We start from the raw sequence: 25,519 nt of genomic DNA, 5'->3' as shown, positions 1-25,519 counted from the left end.
CTCGACAGCATGGAGGCACCCATGAATCGATTGCCCGGCTCACGGTGGGCGACGTTAGGCGTTCTCGTCGCATCCCTGACTGCAGTATCGCTCTCAAGCGCGCCGGCCATGGGCGCGCCGTCGTTCACCGCCTTCGAGAGCGGGCAGGTCCGCCCGCTGGCCATCTCACCGGACGGGAAGCTGCTCTTCGCCGTCAACACGCCGGACAACCGCCTCGAGGTGTTCCGCATCCTGAGCGGAGGCGGCCTGGAGCGCCGCGCGTCGATCTCGGTCGGTCTGGAGCCGGTGGCCGTGGCCGCGCGCAGCAACAACGAGGTCTGGGTCGTAAACCACCTGTCGGACAGCGTGAGCGTCGTCAACGTGGGTCTCGGCGGCTACACCGGACGCGTCGTGCGCACGCTCCTCGTGGGCGACGAGCCACGCGACATTGTGTTCGGCGGCCCGGGGCGAGGGCGCGCTTTCATCACGACGGCTCACCGCGGCCAGAACAACCCCATCGACCCACAGCTCACGACGCCTGGCGTCGGCCGCGCCGATGTCTGGGTCTTCGACGCGAGCCAGCTCGGCACGTCCCTCGGCGGCGCTCCGATCAACGTCATCACCCTCTTCAGCGACACCCCGCGCGCCCTGGCCGTGACGCCGGACGGCACGCGCGTGTACGCGGCGGCGTTCCACTCCGGCAACCGCACCGCCACGGTCAACGAGACGCTGGTCCCCGACGGCTTCGGGCCTGACGGCGTGCCCGGCCCGAGCACCAACTTCGAAGGCGTGCCGGCGCCCGAGGTCGCCCTCATCGTGAAATACGATGGCGGACACTGGTACGACGAGCTGGGCCGCACCTGGGACGACCAGATGAGGTTCTCGCTGCCCGACAAGGACGTCTTCGTCATCGACGCCATGGCGAACCCCCCCGCGTGGATCAGCGGCTCGCAGGGCTTCTTCTCCGGCGTCGGGACGGTCCTCTTCAACATGACCGTCAACCCGGTGAACGGGAAGGTCTACGTCGCGAACACCGAGGCGTTCAACGAGAAGAGCTTCGAGGGGCCCGGCATCTTCGCCGGAGAGACCGTGCGCGGCCACCTCCACGAGAGCCGGATCACCGTCCTCAGCCCGGGGAGCGTCGCGCCGAGGCACCTCAACAAACACATCGACTACAGCACCTGCTGCGCGCCGATCCCCAACGCGGAGAACGCGAAGAGCCTCGCCTTCCCGCAGGAGATGGTCGTGACGAGCAACGGCGCGACGCTGTACGTGGCCGCGCTCGGCTCGAGCAAGATCGGCGTCTTCAGCACCGCCGCGCTCGAGAACGACACCTTCGTGCCAGACACCGCGAACCAGATCCCGGTGAGCGGCGGCGGGCCGACGGGCATGGTCCTCGATGAGAGCCAGAATCGCCTCTACGTGCTGACGCGCTTCGACAACTCCATCTCGATCATCAACACCTCATCGAAGACGGAGGTGGGGCACGTCGCGATGTTCAACCCCGAGCCGCCCAGCATCGTGAACGGCCGCCGGTTCCTCTACGACGCGTCGTTCTCGTCGAGCCACGGGGACTCGGCCTGCGCGAGCTGCCACGTCTTCGGAGATCTCGACGACCTGGCCTGGAACCTCGGCAACCCGGACGCCCCCGTCGTGCCGGACCCGGGCCCCTTCCCGTTCGGCCTCTTCAACGTCATCACCCAGACGCCCATCACGGACGTCACTTTCCACCCCATGAAGGGGCCGATGGTGACGCAGAGCCTTCGCGGCCTCGCCAACCACGGCCCGATGCACTGGCGCGGCGACCGCACCGGGGGCTACAGCGAGCCGTCCGCCCAGCCGGACGACGGGGCGTTCGACGAGCGGGAGGCGTTCAGGCAGTTCCAGGCGGCATACCCGGGCCTGCTCGGACGCAGCGACTTCATACCGGCCGAGGACATGGAGGCGTTCACCGACTTCATGCTCCAGGTCACCTACCCGCCCAACCCGATCAGGGCGCTCGACAACTCGCTCACGCCCGATCAGCAGGCAGGAAAGGACTTCTTCAACGGCCCCGTGGTCAACTCGATCTCGAGCTGCGGCGGGTGTCACGTGGTCGACCCCGACGCGAACCCGGGCGACGACTTCCCCGGCCTCTTCGGGACGAGCGGAGATTCCGTCTTCGACTTCCAGACGCAGCTCTTCAAGATCCCCCAGCTCCGCAACGTCTACACCAAGGTCGGCGCGTTCGGCCTGCCGGACATCCCGTTCGTCTTCCTCGCGCGGGACAACGATCACATGGGCGACCAGATCCGCGGCATCGGCATCCTGAACAACGGCACCGTCGATACGATGTTCCGCTTCTTCTCCGCGTTCGGGTTCTCCGACCAGTTCACGAACAACCCCACGGGCATCCCCTTCACCCCGGCAGGCGACGTGACTCGCCGGCAGCTCGAGTCCTACGTGCTCGCGATCGAGAGCAACCAGGCCCCGATCGTGGGCCAGCAGGTGACGCTCAGCCACGCGAACGGCCCGATCGCCGCGCCGCGCATCGATCTCCTCATGGACCGCGCGGAGGCCGGGGAGTGCGACCTCGTGGCGAAGACCCAGGGGTTCCTGCACGAGATCGGGTTCCTCTACGTCGGCGGCGGCTTGTTCCTCACCGATCGGCAAGTCGTGCCGCCCATGAGCGACGCCGTGCTCCGGCTGCTGGCCACCCAGACCCACCACGATCTGACGTACACGTGCATGCCGCCCGGCTCCGGCGCCCGCGCCGGCATCGATCGCGACAGCGACGGTTACCTCGACGGGGACGAGCGAGACTCCGGCAGCGACCCCGCCGATCCGAGCAGCACGCCCTGACGCGGCCCCCCGCTGCTGCGCGCGCGCCTCGCGGCCGCGCGCAGCGGCGCCGCTGCGCGCGCGCCTCGCGGCCGCGCGCAGCGGCGCCGCGCGCGTCAGGCGAGCCGCGTCGCCCCTGCCCGCCGGGCGACCGACCCCGGCAGGCCGCGCGGCCCCAGCGCATACGCGATGCTGCTCTGAAGGGTCCCCATCGTCACGACCGATCCGAGGAAGACGTCCTGCTCCACCAGCGCGCGGGCCACCTCCGGCCGGACCCCGGAGAGCACCGTCTTGGCCCCGAGCAGCTGGAGCGCCTTGGCCGTCTTGATCAGCGCCTCCGCCACCGCGGCGTCGACCCGCGCCACGCCGGTGATGTCCAGGATCACCACCTTGGCTTGCCTCGACTGGAACCCTTCCAGCGCCGTCTCCAGCACCCGCTGGGCGCGCTCGCCGTCCATCGCGCCGACGATCGGCATCACCAGCACGTCGTCCGTGATGGGGATGAGCGGCGTCTGCCGGCGCAGCATCTCCTGCTGCAGGAGCTCCCGCTCCGCCTCGGACGCCTCGCGCAGCTCGAGCTCGCGCTGCAGCTGCTCGTTCGAGCGCTGCAGCGCCTCGGTGCCCGCGCGGATGCTCGCGATGAGCAGCGCGTTCTCCAGCGCGATCGCCGCCTGCGAGGCCAGGAGCCCGCAGACCTCGACCCGCCCCGGCGTGAACGCCCTCGGGGCCACGTTGTTCTCCAGGTACAGGAGCCCCGCCGAGCGCCCCTGGTGCGCCATCGCCAGGCACAGGATCGAGCGCGGCCTCCGCTCCACGACGTACGGATCGGCCGCGAAGCGGCCGTCCTGCCGGGCGTCGTTCAGCACCACGGGCTCCCGCGTCCTCGCGACCAGCTGGATGACGCTCGTCGCGAGCTCCTTGCTCTCGAGCGCCGGGATCGACAGCCCCGTCTGCACCGCGTCGGGGTCGACGCGCATGGTCGCCACGATCGTGAGCTTCCCGTCGCGCTCCAGGATCAGCGCGCCGCGCTGCGCCCCCGCGTTCGCGACCAGGCTCCGCATCAGCCGGTCGAGGAGCCGGTCGAGCACCGTCTCGCTCGCGACCGCCTGCATGGCCTTGACCACGGTCGCGACGTCGAACGACTCGGTGCTCCCCCTGCGCGTCACCGTCGTGCCGACGACCCTGGGCTGCTGCGCGTCGCCGAAGGACGCCGCGTCGAGCAGCGGCTCGTGCTGCTTCGCGAGGTGCTCCGCCTTGCCCGTCGCGCCCCACCGCAGGTACGCCCTGTACGCATCGGCCATGTACCACCGCGCGATCCTCTCGCGCCCCCGCTGCAGGTAGAACCGCGCGCACAGCTCGTTCGCGAGCGCCTCCTGGTGCGTGAACCCGGCCTGCCGCGCCCCCTCGATGGCCTGATCGTAGAGCTCCGCCGCCTCCGCGTCCTTCCCGAGGACGCGCGCCACCTCCGCCCCGATGAGCTTCTCCTTGTGCGCGTAGTTCTCCGGGGCGTGCTGCGCCCAGCCCGCGATCTTCGCCCGGTGCTCCGCCGCCGAGGCGAGGTGCCGCTCCCGCTCCTCCTCCGTCGCCGTCGCGCACAGCGCGAGCAGCGAGAGGCTCACGTAGAAGGGGATGTCGTTCGCCAGGAACAGGCCCATCGCGCTCGCGCTGTGCTTCTCCGCCCGCGCCGCCATCAGCAGCGCGCCCGCGTGATCGCCGTAGAGCACCGCGAGCACGAGCATGTTCACGAAGTACCAGCACCGCGGCAGCTCCTGCGCGGGCACGAGCCCCGAGAGGAACGCGCCCTCGTCGAACGACGCGTCGGTCAGGCTGCTCCGCCCGCTCGTCTTGCCCTCCAGGCACGCGATCATCTGCTGCGCGACGACGAGCACCGGCGTGGCGAGCGGATCCTTCGTCCGCTGCAGGAACCGCATGAACACGGCCAGCTCCTCCCGGAGCGCGCCGAGCTCGTGGCCCGAGGACAGCAGGATCGTCACGATGTTCAGGCAGGCGTACGCCCCGAAGCTGAAGTCGCCCGAGCTCAGCCCGGCCTGGTAGGCCTTCGTGAGGCACGTCACCGAGGCGCGGACCGGCTCGAAGAGGTGGGACGGGGCGCCGCACACCAGGTACGCCTTGCACTGCAGCTCCACCCCGTCGGACCTCTCGCAGAGCGCGAGCGAGACGCGCTGGAACTGCCGCGCCTCCTCGTACCGCCCCATCCCCCCCGCGAGCAGCAAGCAGTAGAGGCCATAGGCGCACGCCGCCGCGGGCGAGTTGCCGTACCGGAGCGAGAGGTTCACCTGCGTCGCGGCGATGAGCGCGAGCAGCGCCGGGTTCAGCGTGTACGCCCCCGGGATCATCGCCGCCAGGAGCCGCAGGACGGCCAGCTGCTCCTCGCCGCCGATCCACGGCGCGTGCACGAGCTCCTCGATGCGGCGCTCCGCGAGGTGGCCGGGCATCTCCGCGAGCGCGGCCCCGAACGCCGCGTAGATGGCCTCCGTCGGCTCCGGCAGCTCGATCCCGAAGAGCGCCACGCCCTCCCGGCCGACCCGGAGCACCTCCGCGAACTCCCCGCGCATCGTGTGCACGAGGATCCGGAGGTTATGGACCTCCGCGCGCTCCCGGCGCGATCGCGCGTGCTCGAGGAGCTCGCGGATCAGGGCCTCGGCCTGCGCCTCGTTGCCGCTCAGCCAGTCGCACTCCGCCCGCTCCCGGTGCAGCGCGAAGCAGAGCTCGTACTCCTCCTCCCACGCCCGCGGCCCGAGCAGCGACAGCGCCGTCTTGAAGTGCTCGGCCGCCGCCGCGTGCGCCATGGAAGCCTTGGCCCGCCGCCCGACGGTCAGGTTGAGCCGCGCGAGATCCAGCTGCTCCGCCCGCTCCTCGATCAGCGCCGCGCCGACGTTCGCGTGGCTCACGACCTTGAACAGGTCCTCGTCGCGCGGCTCCCCGCTGAGCTGCGCCCGCATGAGCCGGCCGATCCGCAGGTGGACCTCCTGCTTCTGCGCGTCCTCGATCAGGCTGTAGGCCGCCTGCTGCCCGCGATCGTGGAGGAACCGGTACCTCACCGACAGGGGCTGCTCCGCGTGCGCGCCGTCGGACGCGTGGAGCAGCCGGTAGTCGGAGTCCAGCGGCAGCACGAGCCCCTCGCGCAGCGCCTCCCAGAGATCCGCGGCGACCTCCGCGGGCGGCCGCTCGCGGACGGTCGACAGCGTCTTCAGGTCGAACTGGTGACCGATGCACGCCGCGAGCTGGAGCACGCGCTGCGTCTCGGGCGAGAGCCGCTGCATCTTGTCCACGAGCAGATCGTGCACGCTCACCGCGCCCCAGCGCTGGCGGATGGACTCGAGGTCCCACGCCCACCGCCCGGCCCCCGGGTCGAACGACACGAGCCCCGCCGCGTACAGCTCCTTGAGCAGCTGGCTCAAGAAGAAGGGGTTGCCCTTGCTCATGGCGTAGAGCACCTCGGCGAGCGCCTCTGCCTGCTCCGCGCGCGCGCCCAGCGCGTCCGCGAGCAGCTGGCGCACGTCCGCGAGCGCGAGCGGCGGGAGCAGCAGCTCGCGCCGCGCGACGCCCGCCGCCCGCAGCTCCCCGAGCCAGATCGTGAGCGGCTGCCCCGCGATCGCCTCCTGATCCCGGTACGCGCCGATGATGAGCAGGTAGGCCCCCGCCGGATCGGTCACGACGGGCTGCAGCAGCTTCAGCGACGCCGGGTCGGCCCACTGGAGATCGTCGAGGAAGAGCACGACCGGGCGCTCGGCCGTGGCGACGGCGCGCAGGAAGTCCTGGAACACGAGGTTGAAGCGGTTCTGCGACTCGCTCGGCCCGAGCTCCGGAACCGGCGGCTGCGGCCCGAGCACGAGCTCGAGCTCCGGGATGAGCTCCACCAGGATCCGCGCGTTCTTCCCCGCGGCCTGGAGCAGCTTGTCCTTCCAGTGCCGGAGCGACTCGGCCGGCTCGGTCAGGAGCTGGCGGACGCGCTGGCGAAGCGCGCCCGCCAGGGGCGCGAGCGGCATGTTCCGGCTCAGCTGATCGAATTTCCCCTCGACGAAGTGCCCGCGCCGCTGCGCGACCTCCTTCTGGATCTCGTTCACGAGCGCCGATTTCCCGATGCCCGGCCCCCCCGCGATGAGCAGGAGCTCGCACCTGCCCCCGCGCGCCCGCTCGAAGGCGGCGAGCAGCTCGGCCATCTGCGGATCGCGGCCATAGAGCTTCTGCGGCAGCCTGAGCTCGCTCGATACGTCGCGAGACCCCAGCTCGAACGGCTCTATCCGCCCGGTCGCCTCGAGCGCCGACAGGCACGCATCGAGATCCGCCTTGAGGCCGGTGCCGCTCTGGTACCGCTCCTCGGCGACCTTGGACATCAGCTTCTGTACAATGTCCGACACCGCTCTCGGGATCTCCCGCGACCGCTCGCAGAGCGGCGTCGCGACCCGCGCGATGTGGCTGTGCATGAGATCCACGGGATCGGTCGCCTGGAACGGGAGCACCCCCGCGAAGAGCTCGTAGAGCGTCACTCCCAGGGAGTAGAGATCGGTCCGGTAGTCGATGACGCGGTTCATCCTGCCTGTCTGCTCAGGAGACATGTAGGCCAGCGTCCCCTCCAGGAGATCCGGGCTCTCCGCCGCCAGCGCCTCCTCGGAGAGCCTCGTCGAGCTCCCGAGGTCGGTCAGCTTGACCTGGCCTGTCTCCCTGTGGACGAGGATGTTCTGCGGCTTGACGTCCTTGTGGATGACCTGCTTTCCGTGGACCTCCGCCAGCGTCCCGGCCAGCGACGACGCGATACGCAGCTTCGCCTTGAGGTCGAGCGGGGTCGAGCGGGCGAGCTTGTCGAGCGACAGTCCCGCGAAGTACTCCATCACGAGCGCGGCCCCGCCCGGCACCTTCTCCAGGCGGTCGGCGCGAATGACGCTCTCGAGCTGGAGGTGACGTGAGATCTCGAGCTCGTGCCGGAGCTGCGGGACGTGCCGCTGGCCGGGGTGCTCACCCTTCAGCACCTTGATCGTCGCGGCGGCGCCGTCGGCGTCGCGCTGCGCGCGGTAGAGGACGGTGTCCGCCGTTTCGTACATCAGCTCAACCAGTGTGAAGGGCAGATCACCAATCCTGGTCTGGCGCATAGGTTTTCGATGGTTGCATGGGGAGAACGCCTGTGGCAAGTGCCTGGATGACCTCTCAGGATCAGCGCTTCAGGTGTGTGATGTGCGCCTTGCCACGGACATCGCGAGTCCCATGGGTGGGGACCAGCGGCTCGCGTGGAGCCTCGGGGAGCGTTGGTGGGACCGAGGGTGGGGCGACTCGGCACATGGGAAGGTGCCGGCGCTGGCCGGCTGCGCGCGCGGCTACGCCCGCCGCGGCCGGCGCCCGGCGCCCCTCACCGCGCGATAGTCGGTGAGGAGCGACCCCAGGATCGTGGCCGCCCCCGCGGCGACGTGGATCACCGCGGCGAGCGGGTCGCGCTTCGCGTAGCCGAGCGCGAACGGCGCCGCGATCGCCGACACGCCGAAGGCATGGTCGATGACCTCGTGCGCCTCGATCGGTATCCGCTTTGCCAGGCTCAGCCGGTAGTCGGTGAGCAGGGAGACGAAAATGACCGACGCGCCGAGCGCGACGCCGGCGATCCTCGCGGCCTTCGTCCGCGCGGAGAGCCCGGCCAGAGCGACGATGAGCCCGTTCGAGTAATCGAGGGCGGAGTGCACGTCCTCGGGGATGATCCGCGCGAGGGGCGCGGCGCCGAGGAGCGGCCTCGAGGGGATCGTCGTCGTCCGCTGCGCCTCCCCCACGCTCGGGGCGAGCGAGGCGAGCTCTGCAGTCGGTACGTCGTCCGGCGGCAGGTAGGTCGTCGGCAGCTCGTATGCGCCCAGCGAAACGTTGGATTGTGCCATGAGGTCCTCCCGCTCTGCGCAGAGGCAATCCGCAGACCGGGGACAGGCCTCCTGCGCGGCGCGGGGCCCAGCTCTCTTGAGCTCGGCCCCCCGCCCGCGCCTCGCGCACAGGTCGCTCCGCGCGCGCCGCGCGTCCCACGGAGGCCTCTGTTCGTGCGATCCGCGATGCTAGGCTGCGCCCATGGGAGTCCGGATTATTCCGCTCGGCGGCCTCGGCGAGGTCGGGATGAACGCGATGCTGATCGAGGAGGAAGGCCGCCGCGTGCTCGTCGACTGCGGCGTCATGTTCCCCAACGACCAGGTGCTCGGCGTCGAGGTCGCGATCCCCGACCTCAGCTACGTCCGCGAGGCGGGCGGGGTCGACGCGGTGCTGCTCACGCACGGCCACGAGGATCACATCGGCGGGCTGCCGTCGCTGCTGCGCGAGTTCCCCGTCCCCGTGTACGGGACGCGCTTCACGCTCCGGCTGGTGCGCGAGCGCCTCGCCGAGCACGGCATCGACGTGCCGCTCCGCGAGGTCGAGCCGCAACAGCACTTCGTGGCCGGGCCGTTCCGCGCCGAGCCCCTCCGCGTGACCCACTCCATCCCCGACGCGGTCGGCTACGCCATCGAGACGGGCGAGGGGATCCTCATCCACACGGGCGACTACAAGATCGATCTCACCCCCGTGGCCGGCGAGCGGCTCGATCTCGGCCGCTTCGCCGAGTACGGCCGGGCCGGCGTGGCGGCGCTCCTCTCGGACTCGACCAACTCGGAGCGCGACGGCTGGTCGGTCAGCGAGACCGCGGTGGCCGAAGGGTTCACCCGGCGGTTTCGCGAGGCGAAGGGGCGCATCCTCGTCGCGCTGTTCGCCTCCAACGTCCACCGGGTCCAGAGCGTCCTCGACCTCGCCGCCCAGCTCGGCCGCAAGGTGGTGCTCGCCGGGCGCAGCCTCGCGACCAACACGCGGATCGCCCAGGAGATCGGCATCCTGAGCGTCCCGCCCGGCGTGCTCGTCGACGATGCCACGGCGGCCTCGCTCCCGCCCGAGCGCCTCGTCGTGCTCGCTTCGGGCGCGCAGGGCGAGCCGAACAGCGCCCTCGCGCGCATGGCCATGGGCGATCACCACCGGCTGCGGGTCGATCCGGGGGACACGGTGATCTTCTCGTCCCGCGCGATCCCCGGCAACGAGATCGCCGTCAGCCAGCTCGCCAACCGCCTGGCGAAGCGCGGCGCGGTGGTGCTCGATCGCGGCCTCGATCCCATCCACGCGAGCGGCCACGCGCAGGCCGAGGAGCAGAAGGTCCTCCTCGACGCCGTCCGGCCGGAGCACTTCGTCCCCATCCACGGCGAGTACCGGATGCTGCTCGCCCACGCGCGCACGGCGCTCCGGATGGGCGTGCCGGCGTCGGGGGTCTTCGTCGTCGAGGACGGCGACTCGCTGATCCTCGAGAACGGCCGGATGCGCCTCGGCGAGACGGTGAAGAGCGGGCGGGTGTGGCTCGACGCGCGCGGCGGGCTCGACGTCTCCGAGCTGGTGCTCCGCGAGCGCGAGCACATCTCGGATCAGGGGCTCGTGATGGTCCTGGTGGTGGCCGACCGCAAGACGGGCGAGATCTTGCGCGGCCCCGATCTCCTCGGGCGCGGCGTGGCGCACTTCGAGGAGGGCGGCCCGCTGTACGCCGCCACGCTCGACAGCGCGCGCGACGCGCTCGCCGCGCTGTCACCCGCGGCGCGCACGCTGGCGCCGGCGCTGGAGGACGCGCTCAGCCGCGGCGTGCGGCGGGTGTTCCGGCGCGAGGCCTCGCGGCGCCCTGCCGTGCTCCCGCTGGCCGTGTTGCTGTGAGGTCCGGCGCCTCTCGGCCAGGCGGCCCGGGCGGCCCAGGCGCCTGGCCGCGCTGACAGGCGATCTGGAGTGAGCGCGGCTGTCGCCGGCGCTGGATCGCGCGGACCGGCGGAGCCCCTTTGTTCTGTCGCCGCATGACCGGAGTCGCTTCATGGTCCATCCTGGGGGGTTGCCCTCAGGCCGCGTGTCCCGGCGAGCGCCCGGGCCGATCACCGCGCGACGCGGCATCATGGTGGAGCAGGCGAGATGAACGAGAGTCCCACGAGCTCGCGCCTTCTGGGCGAGGCGGAGACGACGATCATGGAGGGAAGGGACGCTGTCGCCGAGACGCGGGCCGAGGAGCCGATCGGCGCCGACACCCCCCCTCCCCCGTCGTCGCGGCGGGGAGCGCCCGCCAGCCGGCGGGCCGCGTCGCCGGCGCGGCCGAGCGAGGACGTCGCCGCGGTCTATCTCCAGGAGATCTCCGGCAGCGCGCCGCTGAGCCGCGAGCTCGAGGTGGAGCTCGGCCGTCGTATCGAGTCGGCGGAGCGCGCGATGATCGAGGCCTGGGTCGCGTCGCCCGTCGCGCTGCGGGCGCTCGCGGCGCTGGCGGACGATGTGCGGGCGGGGCGGGTGGACATGGGCGATCTGCTGCTGAACGCGGACGGAGGCGACGCGCCGAGCGACGCGACGTCCGTGAGGATGGCGCGGCTGCTCGGGCTCGCGCGGCCCCTGGCGGAGGCCGGGCGGACGGAGGCGAGCGGGCAGCGAGCGCGCGCCGCGCTCTCGGCCGGGCTCTCCGAGGTGCGCCTGGGCCCCCTGGTGGAGGCGCGGATCGAGCGCGCGCTGAGCGCGGCGATCCCCGCGGTCGACAGGCTCGGGCGCCAGGCGATCGGGGGGACGCTCTCGGCGATGCGCGCCGCCCGCCGGGAGGCGGCGGAGGCGAGGGCCGAGATGGTCCGCGCGAACCTACGGCTCGTGGCGGCGGCAGCCCGGCAGCTCCGGCACCGCGGCGTGCCGCTGCTCGACCTCATCCAGGAGGGCAATCTCGGGCTGATCCGCGCGGCGGAGAAGTTCGATTACCGGCGCGGCTATCGGTTCAGCACATATGCGATGTGGTGGATCAAGCAGGCGCTCTCTCGCGCGCTGCTCTATCAGGGCCAGGTCATCCGGGTGCCGGTCCACATCGCCGAGACCCGGCGCCGGGCGCTGCAGGCGCGGCGGGAGCTCGAGCAGGAGCACGCGCGCGAGGCGGCGCCCGAGGAGGTCGCCGAGCGGAGCGGGCTGTCGATGGAGAAGCTCCAGACGCTGCGGGAGATGGCGCTGCCGCCGGTGTACCTCGACGCTCCGGTGGGGGACGACGACGGCGCGCGCCAGGGTGACTTCTTCGCGAGCGAGGGCGCCGCGCCGGACGAGCTCCTGGTCCACCGCCGCCTGCACGCGCAGGTCTCTGCGCTGCTCGAGTCGCTGACGCCGCGCGAGCGCGACGTGCTGCGGCTCCGGTTCGGCCTCGACGGCGGGCAGCCGCACACGCTCGCCGAGATCGGCGGCATGTTCTCGGTGAGCCGCGAGCGCGTCCGGCAGATCGAGGAGAGCGCGCTGAGCAAGCTGCGGACGCTGTCGCGGAGGCAGGCGCTGGAGACGCCGCTCGGGGGTTGAGGGGCGCGGCGCGGCGGCTGACCCGGGCAGCCGTCGCGCCGCGATGTGCGGACGCGGCGATGTCGCGGCGGCCCTCCGCCGCACGAGCCGCTTGCGCGACAGCGCACTTGCGGGCGATGGTAGCGTCTCTTCACCCGAGGAACGCTCATGAAGGACATCCTCTCCGCTCGCCTGGAATCGCGTGCTTTCTCTGCAGATGCCATCGAGCTCCACGAGCTCACCGGGCGCGAGGTCGTCTCGCAGCCCTTCGAGTTCCAGCTCCACGTCGTCTGCAAGACGCCCGAGGGCCTCGACGAGGAGGCGCTCCTCGCCGAGCCCGCCGCGCTCGTGTTCCTCCGCGGCGATCGCGAGGAGCGGCGCCTCTTCGGCGTGATCTCCGTCGTGCGCGACGCGCTCCACACCGAGACGCTGCATATGGCCTACACCCTCACCTTCGTCCCGCGCGCCTTCCGGATGACGCTCACCGAGACCTCGGAGATCTTCATGGATCTCACCGTCCCGGAGGTCATCAAGACCAAGCTCCAGCGCGCCGGACTCCAGGAGGGCGACGACTTCGAGCTCCGCCTGGTCTCGGACCATCCCCCGCGCGAGTATATCGTGCAGTACAAGGAGACGGACCTCCACTTCGTCTCCCGCCTCGCGGAGCACCTCGGCATCTCCTTCTTCTTCGAGCACCGCGACGGCCGCGACGTCATCGTCTTCTCCGACGCCAACAGCGGCTTTCAGCCCATCGCCGGCGGCGGGCGCGCCCACTTCTACCCGCGCGGCGATCGGCTCGGCGTCTACCGCCTCGAGGGCACGACACGCACCATCCCGAGCCGCTACGTCGTCAAGGACTACAATTACCGGACACCACATGTGCCTTTGATGGCGGCGGCGACGGTCTCGGCCGTGTCCGGCGGCGACATCGTCGAGTACGGCGCCCACTTCAAGACCCCCGACGAGGCCGAGCGCATCGCCGCGATCCGCGCCGAGGAGCTGCGCGCGGGCCGCAAGGTCTTCGAGGGCGCCAGCGACGTCCAGGCCCTCGCCGCCGGCGCTCGCCTCACCCTCGAGGGACACCCCCGCGGCGACGTCGAGCTCCTGCTCGTCGAGGTCCGCCACCGCCTCCAGCAGGCCACTCTCAACGCCGGCGCCGGTGAGGAGCGCGCTTATGCCAACGAGTTCAGGGCCATCCCCTTCTCGACGACGTACCGCCCGCCGCGCGTCACCCCGAAGCCGAAGGTCCACGGCGTCATCACCGGCGTCATCGACGCCGCTGCCAAGGGCCAGTACGCGGAGGTCGACGAGACCGGCCGCTACCGCGTCCGCTTCCTCTTCGACACCAGCGCCGCCGAGGACGGCAAGGCCTCGAGGCTCATCCGCATGGCACAGCCCCACGCCGGCGCCGGCTACGGCTTCCACTTCCCCCTGCGCAGCGGCGTCGAGGTCATTCTTACCTTCATCGACGGCGACCCCGACAGGCCCATCATCGCCGGCGCCGTCCCCAACCCCCATACGCCCAGCACCGTCGACGCCAAGAACGCCCGCAGGAACGTCATCCGTACCGGCGGCGGAAACGAGATCAACATCGACGACAACGAGGGCGAGGAGCGCATCAAGCTCTCGACCCCCTACGGCGGCGCCACCTTTCAGCTCGGCTCTCCGAACACCCCCGAGGCTGGCGCTGCGATCACCACGAAGGAGGCCTACACGGCCGTCGCCAACGCAGGCGTGAGCACGCTCACATCCGTAAGCACGGTGATGTCCGACGTCGCCTCCGTCCTGGCTTCCGGCAATATCGTCAATCACGCTGGAGCGGCGAGCGTCATGGAGGCGCTCAAGGGAGAGAAGGGGCAGAAGCTGCTGGACGGCGTGCTCGGCGTCGCCAAGAGCGTCGTGGACACCAACACGAAATGGCACGGCCTTCAGCACGCAAAGCTCGACGAAGAAGCCGTGAAAGCGCAGGCGCGTGTCGACGCCCTCGAACGCTCGGTGACTAGCAGAATGCAAACCATCGACTTCATGACGCGTCCCGAGGGTGACAACGCGAAGGGCGCGAGCCGGCCGACCACACGCGAGGAGTGGGATGCCAGCCATCCCGAGGACGTCCAGAGGATCGCAAAGGCGACGGAAGAGGCGAAGGCCGCAAAGGCCCTGGCCGACTCGTACAAGACGCTGAACGCGGAGAGCGACGACGCGGTGACCTGGCGAACCGCCGGGGATTCGCTCGAGAGGGCAAAGGCGGGAAGTGCGCTATTAAATGCCAGGCGTGACCTCATCAGCTCCACCACGAAGATCGCCCAACGAAACACGGATCATGCCAGCGTCGCGGGCGCGAAAGGCATGGCTCTCCTGGCCAACGGCTTCGCATCGGCGGGCCGGATCCCATCTCCTGTCCCCGCACCTGGAACCCCGATCAACTTGAATTCTTCCATGGTGACATCCGCCATCACGGGGCTCACGAGCGCCTATGTGCTCGGCGGCGCCAATGCGACAATGTCAGCCAATGGGCAAGCTATCGTTGCAGGCGGGGCGGCCGCGGTACTGAAGTCCGGCGGCGCCGTCGAGATCGCAGGCAGGGCCAGAGCCCTGGTCACATCCGATGCGCTCGTGGACCTGATGTCGCTCGGTCTCTTAAAGCTCAAGAGCAGCCACGCGATCACAATCGACAGCGACAATGTCGTGCACATAGAGTCGGGCACAAGGCTCGACATGAAGACTGGTAGCTCGCTCGAGATGAGAGCCACAGGGCCGCTCGTCGCCGAGTCGAGCGGCGCCGTCAACATCAAGTCCAAAGGTGCGACGAGCATCAAGAGCGCAGGCAAACTCGAGATAGAAGGAAGCTCCGCGCTCGTCAAGGGGGGGCAATGGAGCCTGAGCGCAGATGATGCCACCGTCACCGTTGGGAACAAAGATTGCCGCTTGGCGGTCACAGGGAGCCAGGCGCGCCTCATCAAGGGAGGATCCATGTGCAGCGTAACGAGCAGCACTATCGAGCTGTTTGCCGGATCGGCGAAGGTCACCGTCGGAAAGGGCGCATTCAAGGTCAGAGCAGGCCGCATCGATCTTGGATAGAGCCAAACCGATTTTTCCGGCATTCAACTGCAATTCTCATACGCAAAGAACGCAAGAATCAGTAAAATCGTGAGCACCCATGAGATCTTGTTAATGAAGCTCTTGCTCGCCTTCTCCCGCCTCGTCAGCTCCCCGTGAACTCGCAGCAAATCCTCCTGGCAGGCATTGGCCCGCACGTTTGCCATCTCCATGACGTTCTCAACGTGCTGCTGGAAGACCTCGTCCATGGTCGGGTTCTTCGACCTGGGCTCCTTCTCGCTGGCGAAGAGGAGCTTGCACCTCGGGTCGAACTTCCAGGCGAGCCCCTCCTTACCGAACAGCCAGAACGACCCGTCTGGACATACAGCGATGCTCATGTCCGAGCGCGGCAGGGCGTCACGCTCCACGTGCAGAATCACGCTCTCGTTGCCCGTTGCGCCGACCCGCACGAGTCGATCGCTGCGGATGACATAAGCATTCCCGTCGCGATCGGCGCCTACCGCACCCCTCGGTCGATCCGCGGAGCCGCCACCGATCTCGACGCAGTATACCTTGCGCCCGCCTCGTTCGAAGCGAGCGAGCAGGTTCGCGTCGAGCAGGTAGAGAGAACCATCCGGACCGCAATATATAGACGTGCTTGCCAAGGACGAAAGCGTCACCGGATGATCGGCGAGCGAGGTCAAGCTCCAGTAGGACCTCTCGCCGGTGTCGTCCCGCGCGGCGCCGTTGGTCCACACGGGCATCGCCGCTCCGTCCGCCCCGATCCGCTGGAGCTTGCCATCCTTCTGGAACAGCAGCGAGCCGTCATGATCGTAGCTCAGGCAGCCCTGCTCGATCAAACTCAGCTCGATGCTCGGCGCCACGGCGCCTGCGCTCTCGAGGGGCGCACCCGTCGCCGACGCGAGCCGGAGCGGTGGCGCACCTCCGGCGTCGATCACGAGGAGCGTGTCCTTCGCGCATCCCAAGGAGCGCACCTCATCCGGTCGATCGCGCTGGAGCCAACGGATGCCCAGCGAGGGGTCCATGGACCACAGGACCCTGTCGATCTTGTGTTGCGTTCTGCCGGCTTGATCGAGGTACCAGCGCGACTGCGTGGCTGCGCAGTAGAGGTTCCCCTCCGCGTCGACGGCCGCCTCCGGCAGCCCTTCCCAGTCGAACAGCCCCGCGGCGACGGCCTGCGCGGCGGGGGTGCGCACGACGATGGACGGCGCGAAGCAGAGATACCAGTGCGCCACCACCCGCCTTCGTCCCCGGTACACGAACTCATCCGGGACGTGGACGCTCGCGCTGCAGAAGCGGCACACACACGCTCGGCTCACCCCGTCGAAGGCGACCGGCGAGCCGCACTGCGGGCACGGAAACGTCGCCGGCTCCGCCTGGGGCGCAGGGGCTCCTGCGAGCCGGTCCGGCTCCTCGCCGACCAGGTGCGTGATGTCAGGGAGCGCTCCGGCCAGCTCCGGCGGCACCCGCCGGACCCGGGTCTGCACCGCGCAGCGATCGCAACGGAGCATCGCTTGATCCACCACCGCCTGGATGCTCGATGCGGGGATCGCCTTCTCGCAGCCCTGGCACGCGGGCGCGCGCCGAATGTAGGCGGCCGACAGCTTGCCAGCCGCGCTGCGACGCACCTCGTTCGGGAGCAATCTTGGGCCGTTGTAGAGCGGATCACGGAGCAACGCTTGCCAGAGATCGACACCGAGCGCCGCCGGCCTCCCGCAGCTCGGGCAGCCCACCTCGCGAGCCAGCGTGTTGACCGGCATCGGCATCCTGCACGTCCCGCACTCCGTCTCGATCTTCACCGCGACGCTGATCATCCCTCTCCGCTCCTCTCCCCTCCCCCGCTCCCAGCCAACGCCCCCGGCACCCCCGGCGAGCTCACGCCCAGCCCGCACGCTACCTCAGCGACACAGGCCGCGCGATGGCCTAGCCTCGCCGCGACCATGTCCGCCGAGCGCAACGACGGCTCCGCCGCGACCGCAGCCGAGCTCCAGCAAAAGAGCCAGCGCGGCGAGCTCGCCGGCAGCCACATCGCGGACGCGGCCGCGCCCGGCATCGATCTCCGCGGCGCCGATCTCTCGCAGGCCCTCCGGCGCGACATCGATCTCCGCGGCGCGAACCTCTCCGGCGCCGTCTTCCGCAACGTGAACCTCTATGCCATCCAGAGGGGTTCTGGCGCGCCGCGCACCCCGACCGGGGGCGTCGGGACGGCCTCGGGCCTCCTGGCGGGAGCCCGCCAGCCCCCGCTCAGCGCGGCGAGTCCCCGCGGCGGTACTCCGCGGTCGCCTCATCGAGCCGGGCCTTGAGGGCTGGATCGAGCGCCAGCTCGGCCGCGGCGATCGTCGCGTCCAGCTGCTCCGGCCGGCTGGCGCCGATGATCGCCGACGTGATCGCCGGGTTGGCGAGCACCCACGCGACCGCGACGCTCGTCAGCGATAGCCCTGCTTCGGCGACGATGCCCTGCAGCTTCTCGACGGTCGCGAACGCGCGCTCGTTCCAGTAGCGCTGCTGGTAGATCGTCCCCGCCGTGCCGAGCGTGAAGCGGGTGCCCGTCGTCGGCTCGCCGCGGCGGTGCTTGCCCGTGAGGAGCCCGCCGGCGAGCGGGTTGTAGGGGATGACGCCGAGCCCCTCCTCCTGCGCGAGCGGCAGCAACTCTCGCTCGATCTCCCGGAACAGGAGCGCATAACGCGGCTGCACCGACACGAACCGCGCGAGCCCGCGCACGTCGGCGCGGCCCAGCGCCCGCGCAAGGCGATACGCCAGGTAGTTGGAGACGCCGATGTACCGCGCCTTGCCCGAGCGGACCACCACGTCGAGCGCCTCCAGCGTCTCGTCGATCGGGGTGTCACGATCGTCGGAGTGGAGCTGATAGAGATCCACGTAATCGGTCCCGAGCCGCCGAAGCGACGCGTCGATCGCGTCCAGGATGTGCTTGCGCGAGGCGCCCTGATCCCACGCGTTCGGGCCGACGCGGCCGACGCACTTGGTGGCGAGGATGAAGCGATCGCGCTTGCCCTTGAGCCAGCGGCCGACGATCTCCTCGGTGCGCCCGGCTGCCTCCAGGCCGCCGCCCAGCGGATACACATCGGCCGTGTCGAGAAAGTTGACGCCGGCGCCAGCGGCCTTATCGAGGATGACGCGGGAGGTCTCCTCGTCCGTCTGGAAACCGAACGTCATCGTGCCCAGGCACAGGCGAGAAACGGTGAGGCCGGTACGGCCGAGTCGGGTCGTCGGGATGCTCATGATCTTCCGTTGGTGCTTTGGCTAGGTTGGCTCGTGGCGTCGCGCTGGCGCGGTCGCCTCCCGCTCCCGGGTGGGGCGCGGGCCCGTCGGTTCAGGGCTCAATAATAGATCGGCCCGACGCTGCCGCCGCCGGCGACGACGGCATCGCCGTTGATCGCGACGCTCCTCGGCGAGGCGAGGAACGCGACGACCCACGCGACCTCGCGGGAGTCGACGATCCGGCCGATGCTCACCGACGCGGCGAGGTCCTTCTCGGGCTCGGGCCGGGTGCGCTCGGTGCGGGTCGCGCCGGGGTGCACGACGGTGACGTTGATCCCCTTCGGACCGAGCTCGTCCGCGAGGTTCTTCGTGATCGCCGCCACGCCGACGTTGCGCAGGGTGGCGACCGGGCGGCCGGCCTTGCGCACGGCGAGCCCGCCGATGTTGATGATGCGGCCCCAGCCGTTCGCGATGAGGTGCGGCGCGACGGCGCGCGCGGTCCGCAGGTAGCCCACGACCTTGATGTTGATGTCCTCGATCACCTGCGCGTCGATGATCTGGTCGAGGCGCGTCGCGGTCGAGATCCCGCCCGGCACGGCCGCGTTGTTGACGAGGATGTCCACGCCGCCCAGCGCGGCGACGGCGCGCTCGACGAGCGCGTTGACCGAGGTCTCGTTGCCGGTGTCGACCACCAGCGGGACGACGCGGCGGCCCGTCTCCGCCGAGAGCTCCGCGGCGGTCGCCTCCAGCTTGTCCTTGCCGCGCGCGGCGATCACGACGTCGGCGCCTTCCCGCGCGAGCTCCCGCGCGATCGCCTTGCCGATACCGCGGCTGCCGCCGGTGACGATGGCCCGCTTGCCGGTGAGTTCGAGATCCACGATCAGCTCCTTCTCCATCGGCAGACACGAGGTCGTGTGTCTTCTCGCGCCGAGGGAGCCGCGCCTGAGCACGTTTCATTCCACCCTGCGCTTGCCCCGTGTTCGCAGAGGGGATGGCGCGCGCCGGCGCCCGCGTCGCCCTGCCGGCGCCCGCCGGGCACTCCCGGCGGCGCCGCGCGCGCCGGCACGCCGGGCGGCGTGTCTGCTTCGCAGGCAGCAGCCTGCTGGCGACGTGCTGCGGGCGGAGCAGCTCGCCCATCGCCGAGGCGCGCGGAGCGAGCGCGGGGCGCGCGAGGGCGCCCTGCACGAGCCCGCCGAGGCGGCGCAGGCAGCCGCTCAGCGCGGCGGCGAGCCGTCCGAGGGGGCGCGGGTCACCGTGACCGGAGCCGGTCGACGACCGCGAGCACGCCCGCCGCGATCGCGAGGATCGGCGCGAAGATCACGCCGCCGAACCACGCCAGCGCGTAGGCGACGCCGAGCAACGGATCGCCCCCACCGGCGGGCGGGGGCGTGCCGCTCAGCACCGACACATGCTCGCGCAGGCCGAGCATGTGGCAGGCAGCGAAGGCCGCGATGAGCATCGCGGCGCCGAGGGCCAGCTGTCGGCTCACGGGGCACCTCCTGCGCCGGCGATCCGTTCCCAGAGCGGGCCGAAGCTCAGCGCGTAGAGCAGCGCCGCGTCGCCGACCTGGTTGCTTGCGGCGTACCGCAGCCGGTCGCCCTCGCGGATCGGGAACGCCGCGAGGTCGAGCGAGGTGAGCAGCCCCCCGAGGTACGGCGCGTCGCCGAAGGCCGCGGCGCCGAGCAGCGCGAGGCCGCTCGATCCGGCGCTCGCCCCGACGAGCGGCACGATCGGACCCGAGTCCACGTCCTCCGGGCCGGCCCACGAGCGGGGCCACTCGCGCGCCCAGCCGAAGCCGAGGAGCTCCGCCCCGAGCTCGCGGCGCGCCCGCGCGTACTGATCGCGCGCGAAATCAGGGTCGATCAGGAGCAGCGCGTGCGCGACCAGCCAGAGGGACGACCCCTCCGGGCCGTCCAGGATCCTGCCGTCGTGGGTGTAGCTCGACACGAGCAGCCCCGTCTTCGGGTCCAGGAGCCGGGCGCGCGCCGCCGCGAGCCAGCGGCGGCCGAGCTCGAGGCCGCGGCGCTCGCCGTGCAGCGCGTCGGCCATGCGCATCGCGGAGAGGGCGAGCGTGTTGCAGAAGGTCCAGCACTCGTCGGGGTAGCTCTCGGCCGACAGCACGGGGCTCCGTTCCATGCGGGACCGCATCTCGGCGACGCGCGCGTCGAGCTCGGCCTCGTGATCGGCGCGGCGCGCGACCAGGGCGCGCGCGCCCAGCATGAGCGCGATCTCGCCGTCCACGAAGAGGCTGCGCGCAGGCTGCTGCACGAACGGCCGCCGCGTGGCGTACGGCATCATGAAGTGCAGCATCCCCCGCTCGCGCTCGATCGCGAGGGTCTCGTCGACGATCCGGTCGATGACGGCGAGGTGGCGCGCCTGGGCGCCCGGATCCCGCAGCGCGGCGTTGGCCAGGCCGAGGACGAGGAAGGTCCGTCCCATGAAGTCCCACTCGGCGTTCGCGGCCCGCATCCGCGCGAGCGCCGCGTCCTGCGCGGCGCTGTCCTCCTCCCAGAGCGAGAGCTGATGCGCGAGCAGCGCCTGGCCACGCGGCGAGAGCGCGCCCGAGGCGCGGTGCTCGCCCGGCTCGCTCCGGAAGAAGAGGTGGAGGCACGGGAGCCATACGGCCGTGGCGACCAGCAGCGACAGCGCGGCGGCGCCGAGCCGGCGCAGGCGGCCCGCCGCCGCAGGGCGAACCACGACGCCGGCGGTGGAGGAGAGGTCGGTCATGGGACGGAGCGTGGCGCGGCGCCGTGGCCGGGCTGCGCGCGAGATGTGGCGGATCGGAGGAGGCTCCGGGGATTTTCTCACCGGATGGCCGATTTCGCATACGGCGGTGATGGCTGGCCTTCAACCCGAAGGCGTGATGGGGGGAAGGATGATCCCTGTCCATTCTGACTTCCCGCCTTGAGCCAGCGGGACGGGGACTCGCTCGCTTCCAGGAATTCGAAGCGGAGGGGCACGTGAGCCTCATCGTGAATCAGATGGAGGAGATTCTGAGGAGCCTGGCTGCGGACGCCCGATAGGGCCGGCAGGTCGCTGCGCACCCCCGTTGCTCAACGCTTGGTGTCCTGGCGGAAGAGCCTCCGCGTGACGGCGCGGGTCATGGCGAGGAGGTTTTCGCTGGTGAAGCGGAACCAGAAGCCGGCGTAGCAGCCGTTCGTGCGGAAGCCGGGGTTGGCCGCGGCGTAGCGCCGCGCGGCCGGGCGCTCGAAGTAGCGCGGCGGATACCGGCTCACCGTCTCCTCGGTCATGAAGATGTTGACGCGGAAGAGGCCAGTCTCGTCGTCGACGTGGTAGTTGCTCTCCCTGGCGAGCCTGAAGAACGCCTCCCGCACCGCCTCGTCCTCCGCGGCGCCCCGGCGCTTCGGATCGAAGAGCTCGTAGCGCGCGAGCGCCTCGGTGATGGAGACGAACCCGAAGAGGCTGGCGATCGAGAGCCGGTAGAGGCGGGTCCGCGGCGCGCGGCGCTTCGTCTCGAGCAAGAACAGGAGGTTGGAGACGAGGTGCAGCCCGCGGGTCCGGAAGTCGGGCGAGATCCTGAGCTTCCCGCCGACGATGGCCCGGCTGCGGGGCAAGGTGAGCGGCGCGGTCTTCCAGAACTGGAAGCCGACGATCGCCCCGGTGTCGGCGCGGCGGAAGACGTGCACGACCTCGTTGGTCCTCGCGTGGACGCAGAAGTGCCCGAAGTCCTCGGCCATGAGCGCGTTCGAGAGGGCGTGGAGCTCGCGGAGGCGCGGCTCGGTGAAGTCGCGCCGCTCGACGGTCTCGAGGCGGACGGCGGGGCGCAGCGGGGAAAGTCGTAGAAGGAGGTTCAACATGGAGGGCTCCGATGGCTCCGGGATGACCCCGACTCCGCGGTGGGCGACCGCCGCTCGCGTGGTCGCGGTATCACGCCGCGGCCCTGACCACGATCTCGGGGATACGCGGGTCGCGGAGGAGCAGCCATGCGTCCATCAGGCCGTCGACGAGCAGCGAGGTCATGAACGGCGAGCCCCCGTGAGGGCCGTCCCCGCACTCGCCGGGATCGCGGCGCACCCCGCGAGGAGAAAAGGACGGGCAGGCCGCGCAGGAGGAGCGCCAGCGCGAAGGGACCGTGGCGCGTTCGCTTGCGGTCGTGTGGGATCGACATCGGCCCGGCGTCGCCTACGATAGCCGGGATGCCGCGAGAGCGTACGGAATTCGCTTTTCTCTGATCCTTCGCCAGGCTCGCGGTCGTCGGTCTCGTGAAGATACACGCGGCGGGGAGCGAGACCTGGGTGACGCTCGAGCACCTGCCCACGCCACAGGACCTCGCGGGCCAAGGAGCCGCAGCGAGGCCCGGGGGGCGGCCGGGGAGCGCAGGGCAGCGCTAGCTCGCTCGTTCCGACTGGCGCCTCTCCGCGAGCCCCGGCCGACCGGGCACCTCGCCAGGACGGCAAGCGGCAACGGGGCGTGACCGCACCCAGGCTGCCGATACCAAGCCGAATGCAGCCCCTTGTGTGCAGGGCGCACGACGTCCATCGCCTGAAGCTCGATCCATCATCTCCCATTTCATCGAATCCCCAGTTGGCACGAACGGGAAACAACACCCACAAACGCCACGAGATCTTTGCCCTCGACGCCTGTCGCCGGCTCACGACCCGCACACGAGCAGCTCACCCGACGAAACGTTCATGGACTCTCTTACTTGCCCACGAAGGCATACAAACCACTTTTGGATTCGCAGTATGACGCGAAGACACCGAAAGGTCTTACCATGACGACACATCTCACCATGCTCTTGGTGCTCGCTGGAGCGACGGTCCCGCTCGGCGTGGCCGCGCTCGCTTGCAGCTCGGCCGATCGGGACGAGAAGGCAGAGCACGTCGCCTCCGCCGAGGACGAACTGCCCCGCCGCGCGCGATTCAGCAACTTCGACGCCACCATAGAACGAAATACGCGCAACTTGCTCCAGCGGGGACAGGAGATCTTCCGATTCGACACCTTCGGCGACGAGGAGTTCTGGGGCGGCAAGCTCCGGTTGCACCAGAGCATCGCCAACGTGACGCCGGCTCAGGCGCTGGGGCTCGGGCTGAAGGTGGACGCGGACGCGCTCCCGTCGCGGCTCCGAGAAAAGATCGCGCGCGGCCAGGTCAACCTCGACGATCCCGCCGTCACGTCGAGCCTCTTGCAGCTCGATGCGATCCTCGGGGTGACGGGCTTCTTCGACGACAGCGGCAACCTGATCTCTATCGGGCTCCAGTGCGCGCTCTGTCATTCCACGGTCAACGACTCCGTGCGTCCAGGCATCGGCACGCGCCTCGACGGCTGGGCCAACCGGGACCTGGACGTCGGCGCCATCATCGCTACGGCCCCGACGGTCCAGCCGATCGTCGACCTGCTGCCGAAGGTGCCCGAGGGCATCAACGAGGAAGGCGTGAGGAGAGTTCTGCGCAGCTGGGGGCCGGGCAAGTACGACGCCCAGTTGCTCCTCGACGGGAAGGCGTTCCGGCCTGACGGAAAGACCGCCGCGACCTTGCTCCCCAACGCGTTCGATGTGGGCGGAGTCAACGAGCACACCTGGACGGGCAACTGGGGCTCGGTGCCCTATTGGAACGCGTACGTCGCCGTGACCCAGCTCCATGGGAAGGGTAATTTCTTCGATCCGAGGCTCAACGATAAAGACAAGTACCCGAACGCCGCGGCCACCGGGATCTGGAATGTGATCGTGGATCCGAAGAAAGATCTCGTCACGTCGAAGCTCCCGGCGTTGCACTTCTATCAACTCGCGCTCCCGGCGCCGAAGCCGGAGCCCGGGCTCGATTTCGACAGGGAGGCCGCCGAGCGCGGCGCGAAGCTGTTCACCGGCGACGCGAAGTGCACCGACTGCCACAACAAGCCGCTCTGGACCGACGCTGGCTGGAACCTGCACACACCCGAGGAGATGAAGATCGACGCCTTCCAGGCGAACCGCGCGCCCGGCAACTCGTACAAGACGATGAACCTGGCCGCCCTCTTCGTCCGAGAGCTAGGGCTGTTCATGAAGCCGAAGAACAAGGGTCGCTTCTACCACGATGGCCGCTTCGAGACGCTGCTGGACGTCGTGCGCAGCTACAACGAGCGCTTCGATCTGAGGCTCGACTCCAGCCAGAAGCGTGACCTCGTGGAATACCTGAAGTCGCTCTAGTCGGACAGGCCGGGGTGGGTCGGCCTCGGCGGTGCGCGTCGAACGGCTGCACATCGTCTATCCCCCGTCCACCCCGTACAGGGCGTGCAGCGCCCGCGTGGCCTCGTCCGCCGCGAAGTTCACCGGGTCGACCAGCGCCGCGTCCGCGCCGAACGTCGTGCGCAGCGGCCGTTGCCCGTGCGGCATCTCCAGAAGCCTCAGCAGCACGCCCGCGAGCTCTTCCGGGGATGGTCCCTTCATGGTCCTGGCCATCTCGAGCGTGGCGCGCGCCACGCCCCCGAGCGCCCCGTACTCGGCGGCGCGCGCCGTGTCGTCGTCCAGCCACATGTTGTCGAAGATCTTCGTCTGGACCATTCCCGGCTCCACGATCACGACGTCGATCCCGAAGGACGCGAGCTCGCGCTTGTAGCCCTCGGCGATCATCTCCATCGCGGCCTTGGCCGCGGAGTAGTGCACCGTGGTCGGTATGACGACGCGCCCGGCGAGGCTGGACGTGAAGGCGAGCACCCCGGTCTTCCGCCGGCGCATGTGCGGCAGCACGGCGCGACAGACGCGCTGTGTCCCGAAGACGTGCGTCTCGAAGAGCTGCCGCATCTGATCGACGCTGCTGCACTCGGCCAGCCCCATCACACAGCCGCCCGCGTTGTTCAGGAGCACATCGATCTTCCCCGTCTTCTCCACCACCATCGCGACCGCCGCGGCCACGGAGGCGTCGTCCGTCACGTCGAGCGCGACCGCCTCGATGGGGATCCCCGCGCTCGCCAGGCCGGCCACCTCGTCGCGCGCCGCTCGGTTCCTGCCGTTGGGATCGCGCATGCCCGCGAAGGCCACATACCCGTTCCTCGCGAGCGTCTCCGCCACGCTCCGGCCGATCCCCGTGCTCGCGCCCGTCACCAGCGCCACCCGCTTCGCCGTCATCGGTCCTTCCCTCCTCGGGCGCCGAGGCCTCACCCGGCGCTCGTTGCCCCATCGACGGTGATA

General features: G+C 70.3%; 16 protein-coding genes. 6 read left to right on the top strand and 10 right to left on the bottom strand.

Annotation, left to right across the window (positions count from 1 at the left end; all coding sequences use genetic code 11):
• The first annotated feature begins 108 nt into the window (after positions 1-108).
• Positions 109-2,820, top strand: coding sequence for a YncE family protein (locus WMF12_RS13720; RefSeq protein ID WP_437871701.1), 2,712 nt, complete (start codon positions 109-111; stop codon positions 2,818-2,820).
• Positions 2,821-2,915: 95 nt separating this feature from the next.
• On the opposite strand, the gene WMF12_RS13715 is transcribed toward WMF12_RS13720, so the two are convergent.
• Positions 2,916-7,862 (bottom strand): AAA family ATPase, encoded by a 4,947-nt coding sequence (locus WMF12_RS13715; protein WP_437871698.1) that lies wholly within the window; start codon positions 7,860-7,862, stop codon positions 2,916-2,918.
• Between the two features lie 270 nt (positions 7,863-8,132).
• Positions 8,133-8,675: an SPW repeat domain-containing protein gene (locus tag WMF12_RS13710; protein WP_437871695.1), complete on the bottom strand. Its 543-nt coding sequence runs from the start codon at positions 8,673-8,675 to the stop codon at positions 8,133-8,135.
• A gap of 181 nt (positions 8,676-8,856) precedes the next feature.
• Here WMF12_RS13710 and WMF12_RS13705 point away from each other — a divergent pair, with 181 nt between their 5' ends.
• From WMF12_RS13705 to WMF12_RS13695, 3 genes are all read left to right on the top strand, one after another.
• On the top strand, positions 8,857-10,500 hold the full coding sequence (locus WMF12_RS13705; RefSeq protein ID WP_437871692.1) for a ribonuclease J: 1,644 nt from the start codon (positions 8,857-8,859) through the stop codon (positions 10,498-10,500).
• A 246-nt stretch (positions 10,501-10,746) separates the two neighbouring features.
• A complete protein-coding gene (locus tag WMF12_RS13700) occupies positions 10,747-12,138 on the top strand; it encodes a sigma-70 family RNA polymerase sigma factor (protein WP_437871686.1) in 1,392 nt (463 codons plus the stop codon).
• A 147-nt stretch (positions 12,139-12,285) separates the two neighbouring features.
• A complete protein-coding gene (locus WMF12_RS13695; protein WP_437871682.1) occupies positions 12,286-15,195 on the top strand; it encodes a type VI secretion system Vgr family protein in 2,910 nt (969 codons plus the stop codon).
• A gap of 23 nt (positions 15,196-15,218) precedes the next feature.
• On the opposite strand, the gene WMF12_RS13690 is transcribed toward WMF12_RS13695, so the two are convergent.
• On the bottom strand, positions 15,219-16,988 hold the full coding sequence (locus WMF12_RS13690) for a hypothetical protein (protein WP_437871676.1): 1,770 nt from the start codon (positions 16,986-16,988) through the stop codon (positions 15,219-15,221).
• Positions 16,989-17,114: 126 nt separating this feature from the next.
• On the opposite strand from WMF12_RS13690, the gene WMF12_RS13685 reads away from it, so the two are divergent.
• Positions 17,115-17,477 carry a pentapeptide repeat-containing protein gene (locus tag WMF12_RS13685; RefSeq protein ID WP_437871674.1) on the top strand — a complete coding sequence of 121 codons (363 nt, stop codon included), beginning with the start codon at positions 17,115-17,117 and terminating at the stop codon, positions 17,475-17,477.
• Here the strand turns inward: WMF12_RS13685 and WMF12_RS13680 are convergent.
• From WMF12_RS13680 to WMF12_RS13655, 6 genes are all read right to left on the bottom strand, one after another.
• Positions 17,419-18,414, bottom strand: coding sequence for an aldo/keto reductase (locus WMF12_RS13680; protein WP_437871669.1), 996 nt, complete (start codon positions 18,412-18,414; stop codon positions 17,419-17,421). The two genes, WMF12_RS13685 and WMF12_RS13680, sit on opposite strands and share 59 nt — an antisense overlap.
• A 98-nt stretch (positions 18,415-18,512) precedes the next feature.
• Complete coding sequence (locus tag WMF12_RS13675; RefSeq protein WP_437871665.1) at positions 18,513-19,271, bottom strand: SDR family NAD(P)-dependent oxidoreductase; 759 nt, start codon at positions 19,269-19,271, stop codon at positions 18,513-18,515.
• 371 nt (positions 19,272-19,642) lie between these two features.
• The gene (locus WMF12_RS13670; RefSeq protein ID WP_437871662.1) at positions 19,643-19,882 is read right to left on the bottom strand and encodes a hypothetical protein; all 240 of its coding nucleotides are present in this window, start codon (positions 19,880-19,882) and stop codon (positions 19,643-19,645) included.
• Entirely contained in the window at positions 19,879-21,120 is a 1,242-nt protein-coding gene (locus WMF12_RS13665) for a hypothetical protein (protein ID WP_437871660.1), read from the bottom strand. Before WMF12_RS13665 ends, WMF12_RS13670 begins: the two co-directional genes overlap by 4 nt.
• A 326-nt stretch (positions 21,121-21,446) precedes the next feature.
• Positions 21,447-22,211: a hypothetical protein gene (locus WMF12_RS13660; protein WP_437871658.1), complete on the bottom strand. Its 765-nt coding sequence runs from the start codon at positions 22,209-22,211 to the stop codon at positions 21,447-21,449.
• A gap of 70 nt (positions 22,212-22,281) precedes the next feature.
• Entirely contained in the window at positions 22,282-22,428 is a 147-nt protein-coding gene (locus tag WMF12_RS13655; protein ID WP_437746048.1) for a hypothetical protein, read from the bottom strand.
• 700 nt (positions 22,429-23,128) lie between these two features.
• On the opposite strand from WMF12_RS13655, the gene WMF12_RS13650 reads away from it, so the two are divergent.
• The gene (locus WMF12_RS13650; RefSeq protein WP_437871656.1) at positions 23,129-24,538 is read left to right on the top strand and encodes a hypothetical protein; all 1,410 of its coding nucleotides are present in this window, start codon (positions 23,129-23,131) and stop codon (positions 24,536-24,538) included.
• A 57-nt stretch (positions 24,539-24,595) separates the two neighbouring features.
• Here WMF12_RS13650 and WMF12_RS13645 read toward each other — a convergent pair whose 3' ends face one another.
• On the bottom strand, positions 24,596-25,456 hold the full coding sequence (locus tag WMF12_RS13645) for an SDR family NAD(P)-dependent oxidoreductase (RefSeq protein ID WP_437871655.1): 861 nt from the start codon (positions 25,454-25,456) through the stop codon (positions 24,596-24,598).
• Positions 25,457-25,519 lie beyond the last annotated feature (63 nt).

Source organism: Sorangium sp. So ce363, assembly GCF_051520435.1.
Classification (GTDB): domain Bacteria; phylum Myxococcota_A; class Polyangia; order Polyangiales; family Polyangiaceae; genus Sorangium; species Sorangium cellulosum_B.
This window is presented reverse-complemented; position numbering and strand designations above follow the sequence as displayed.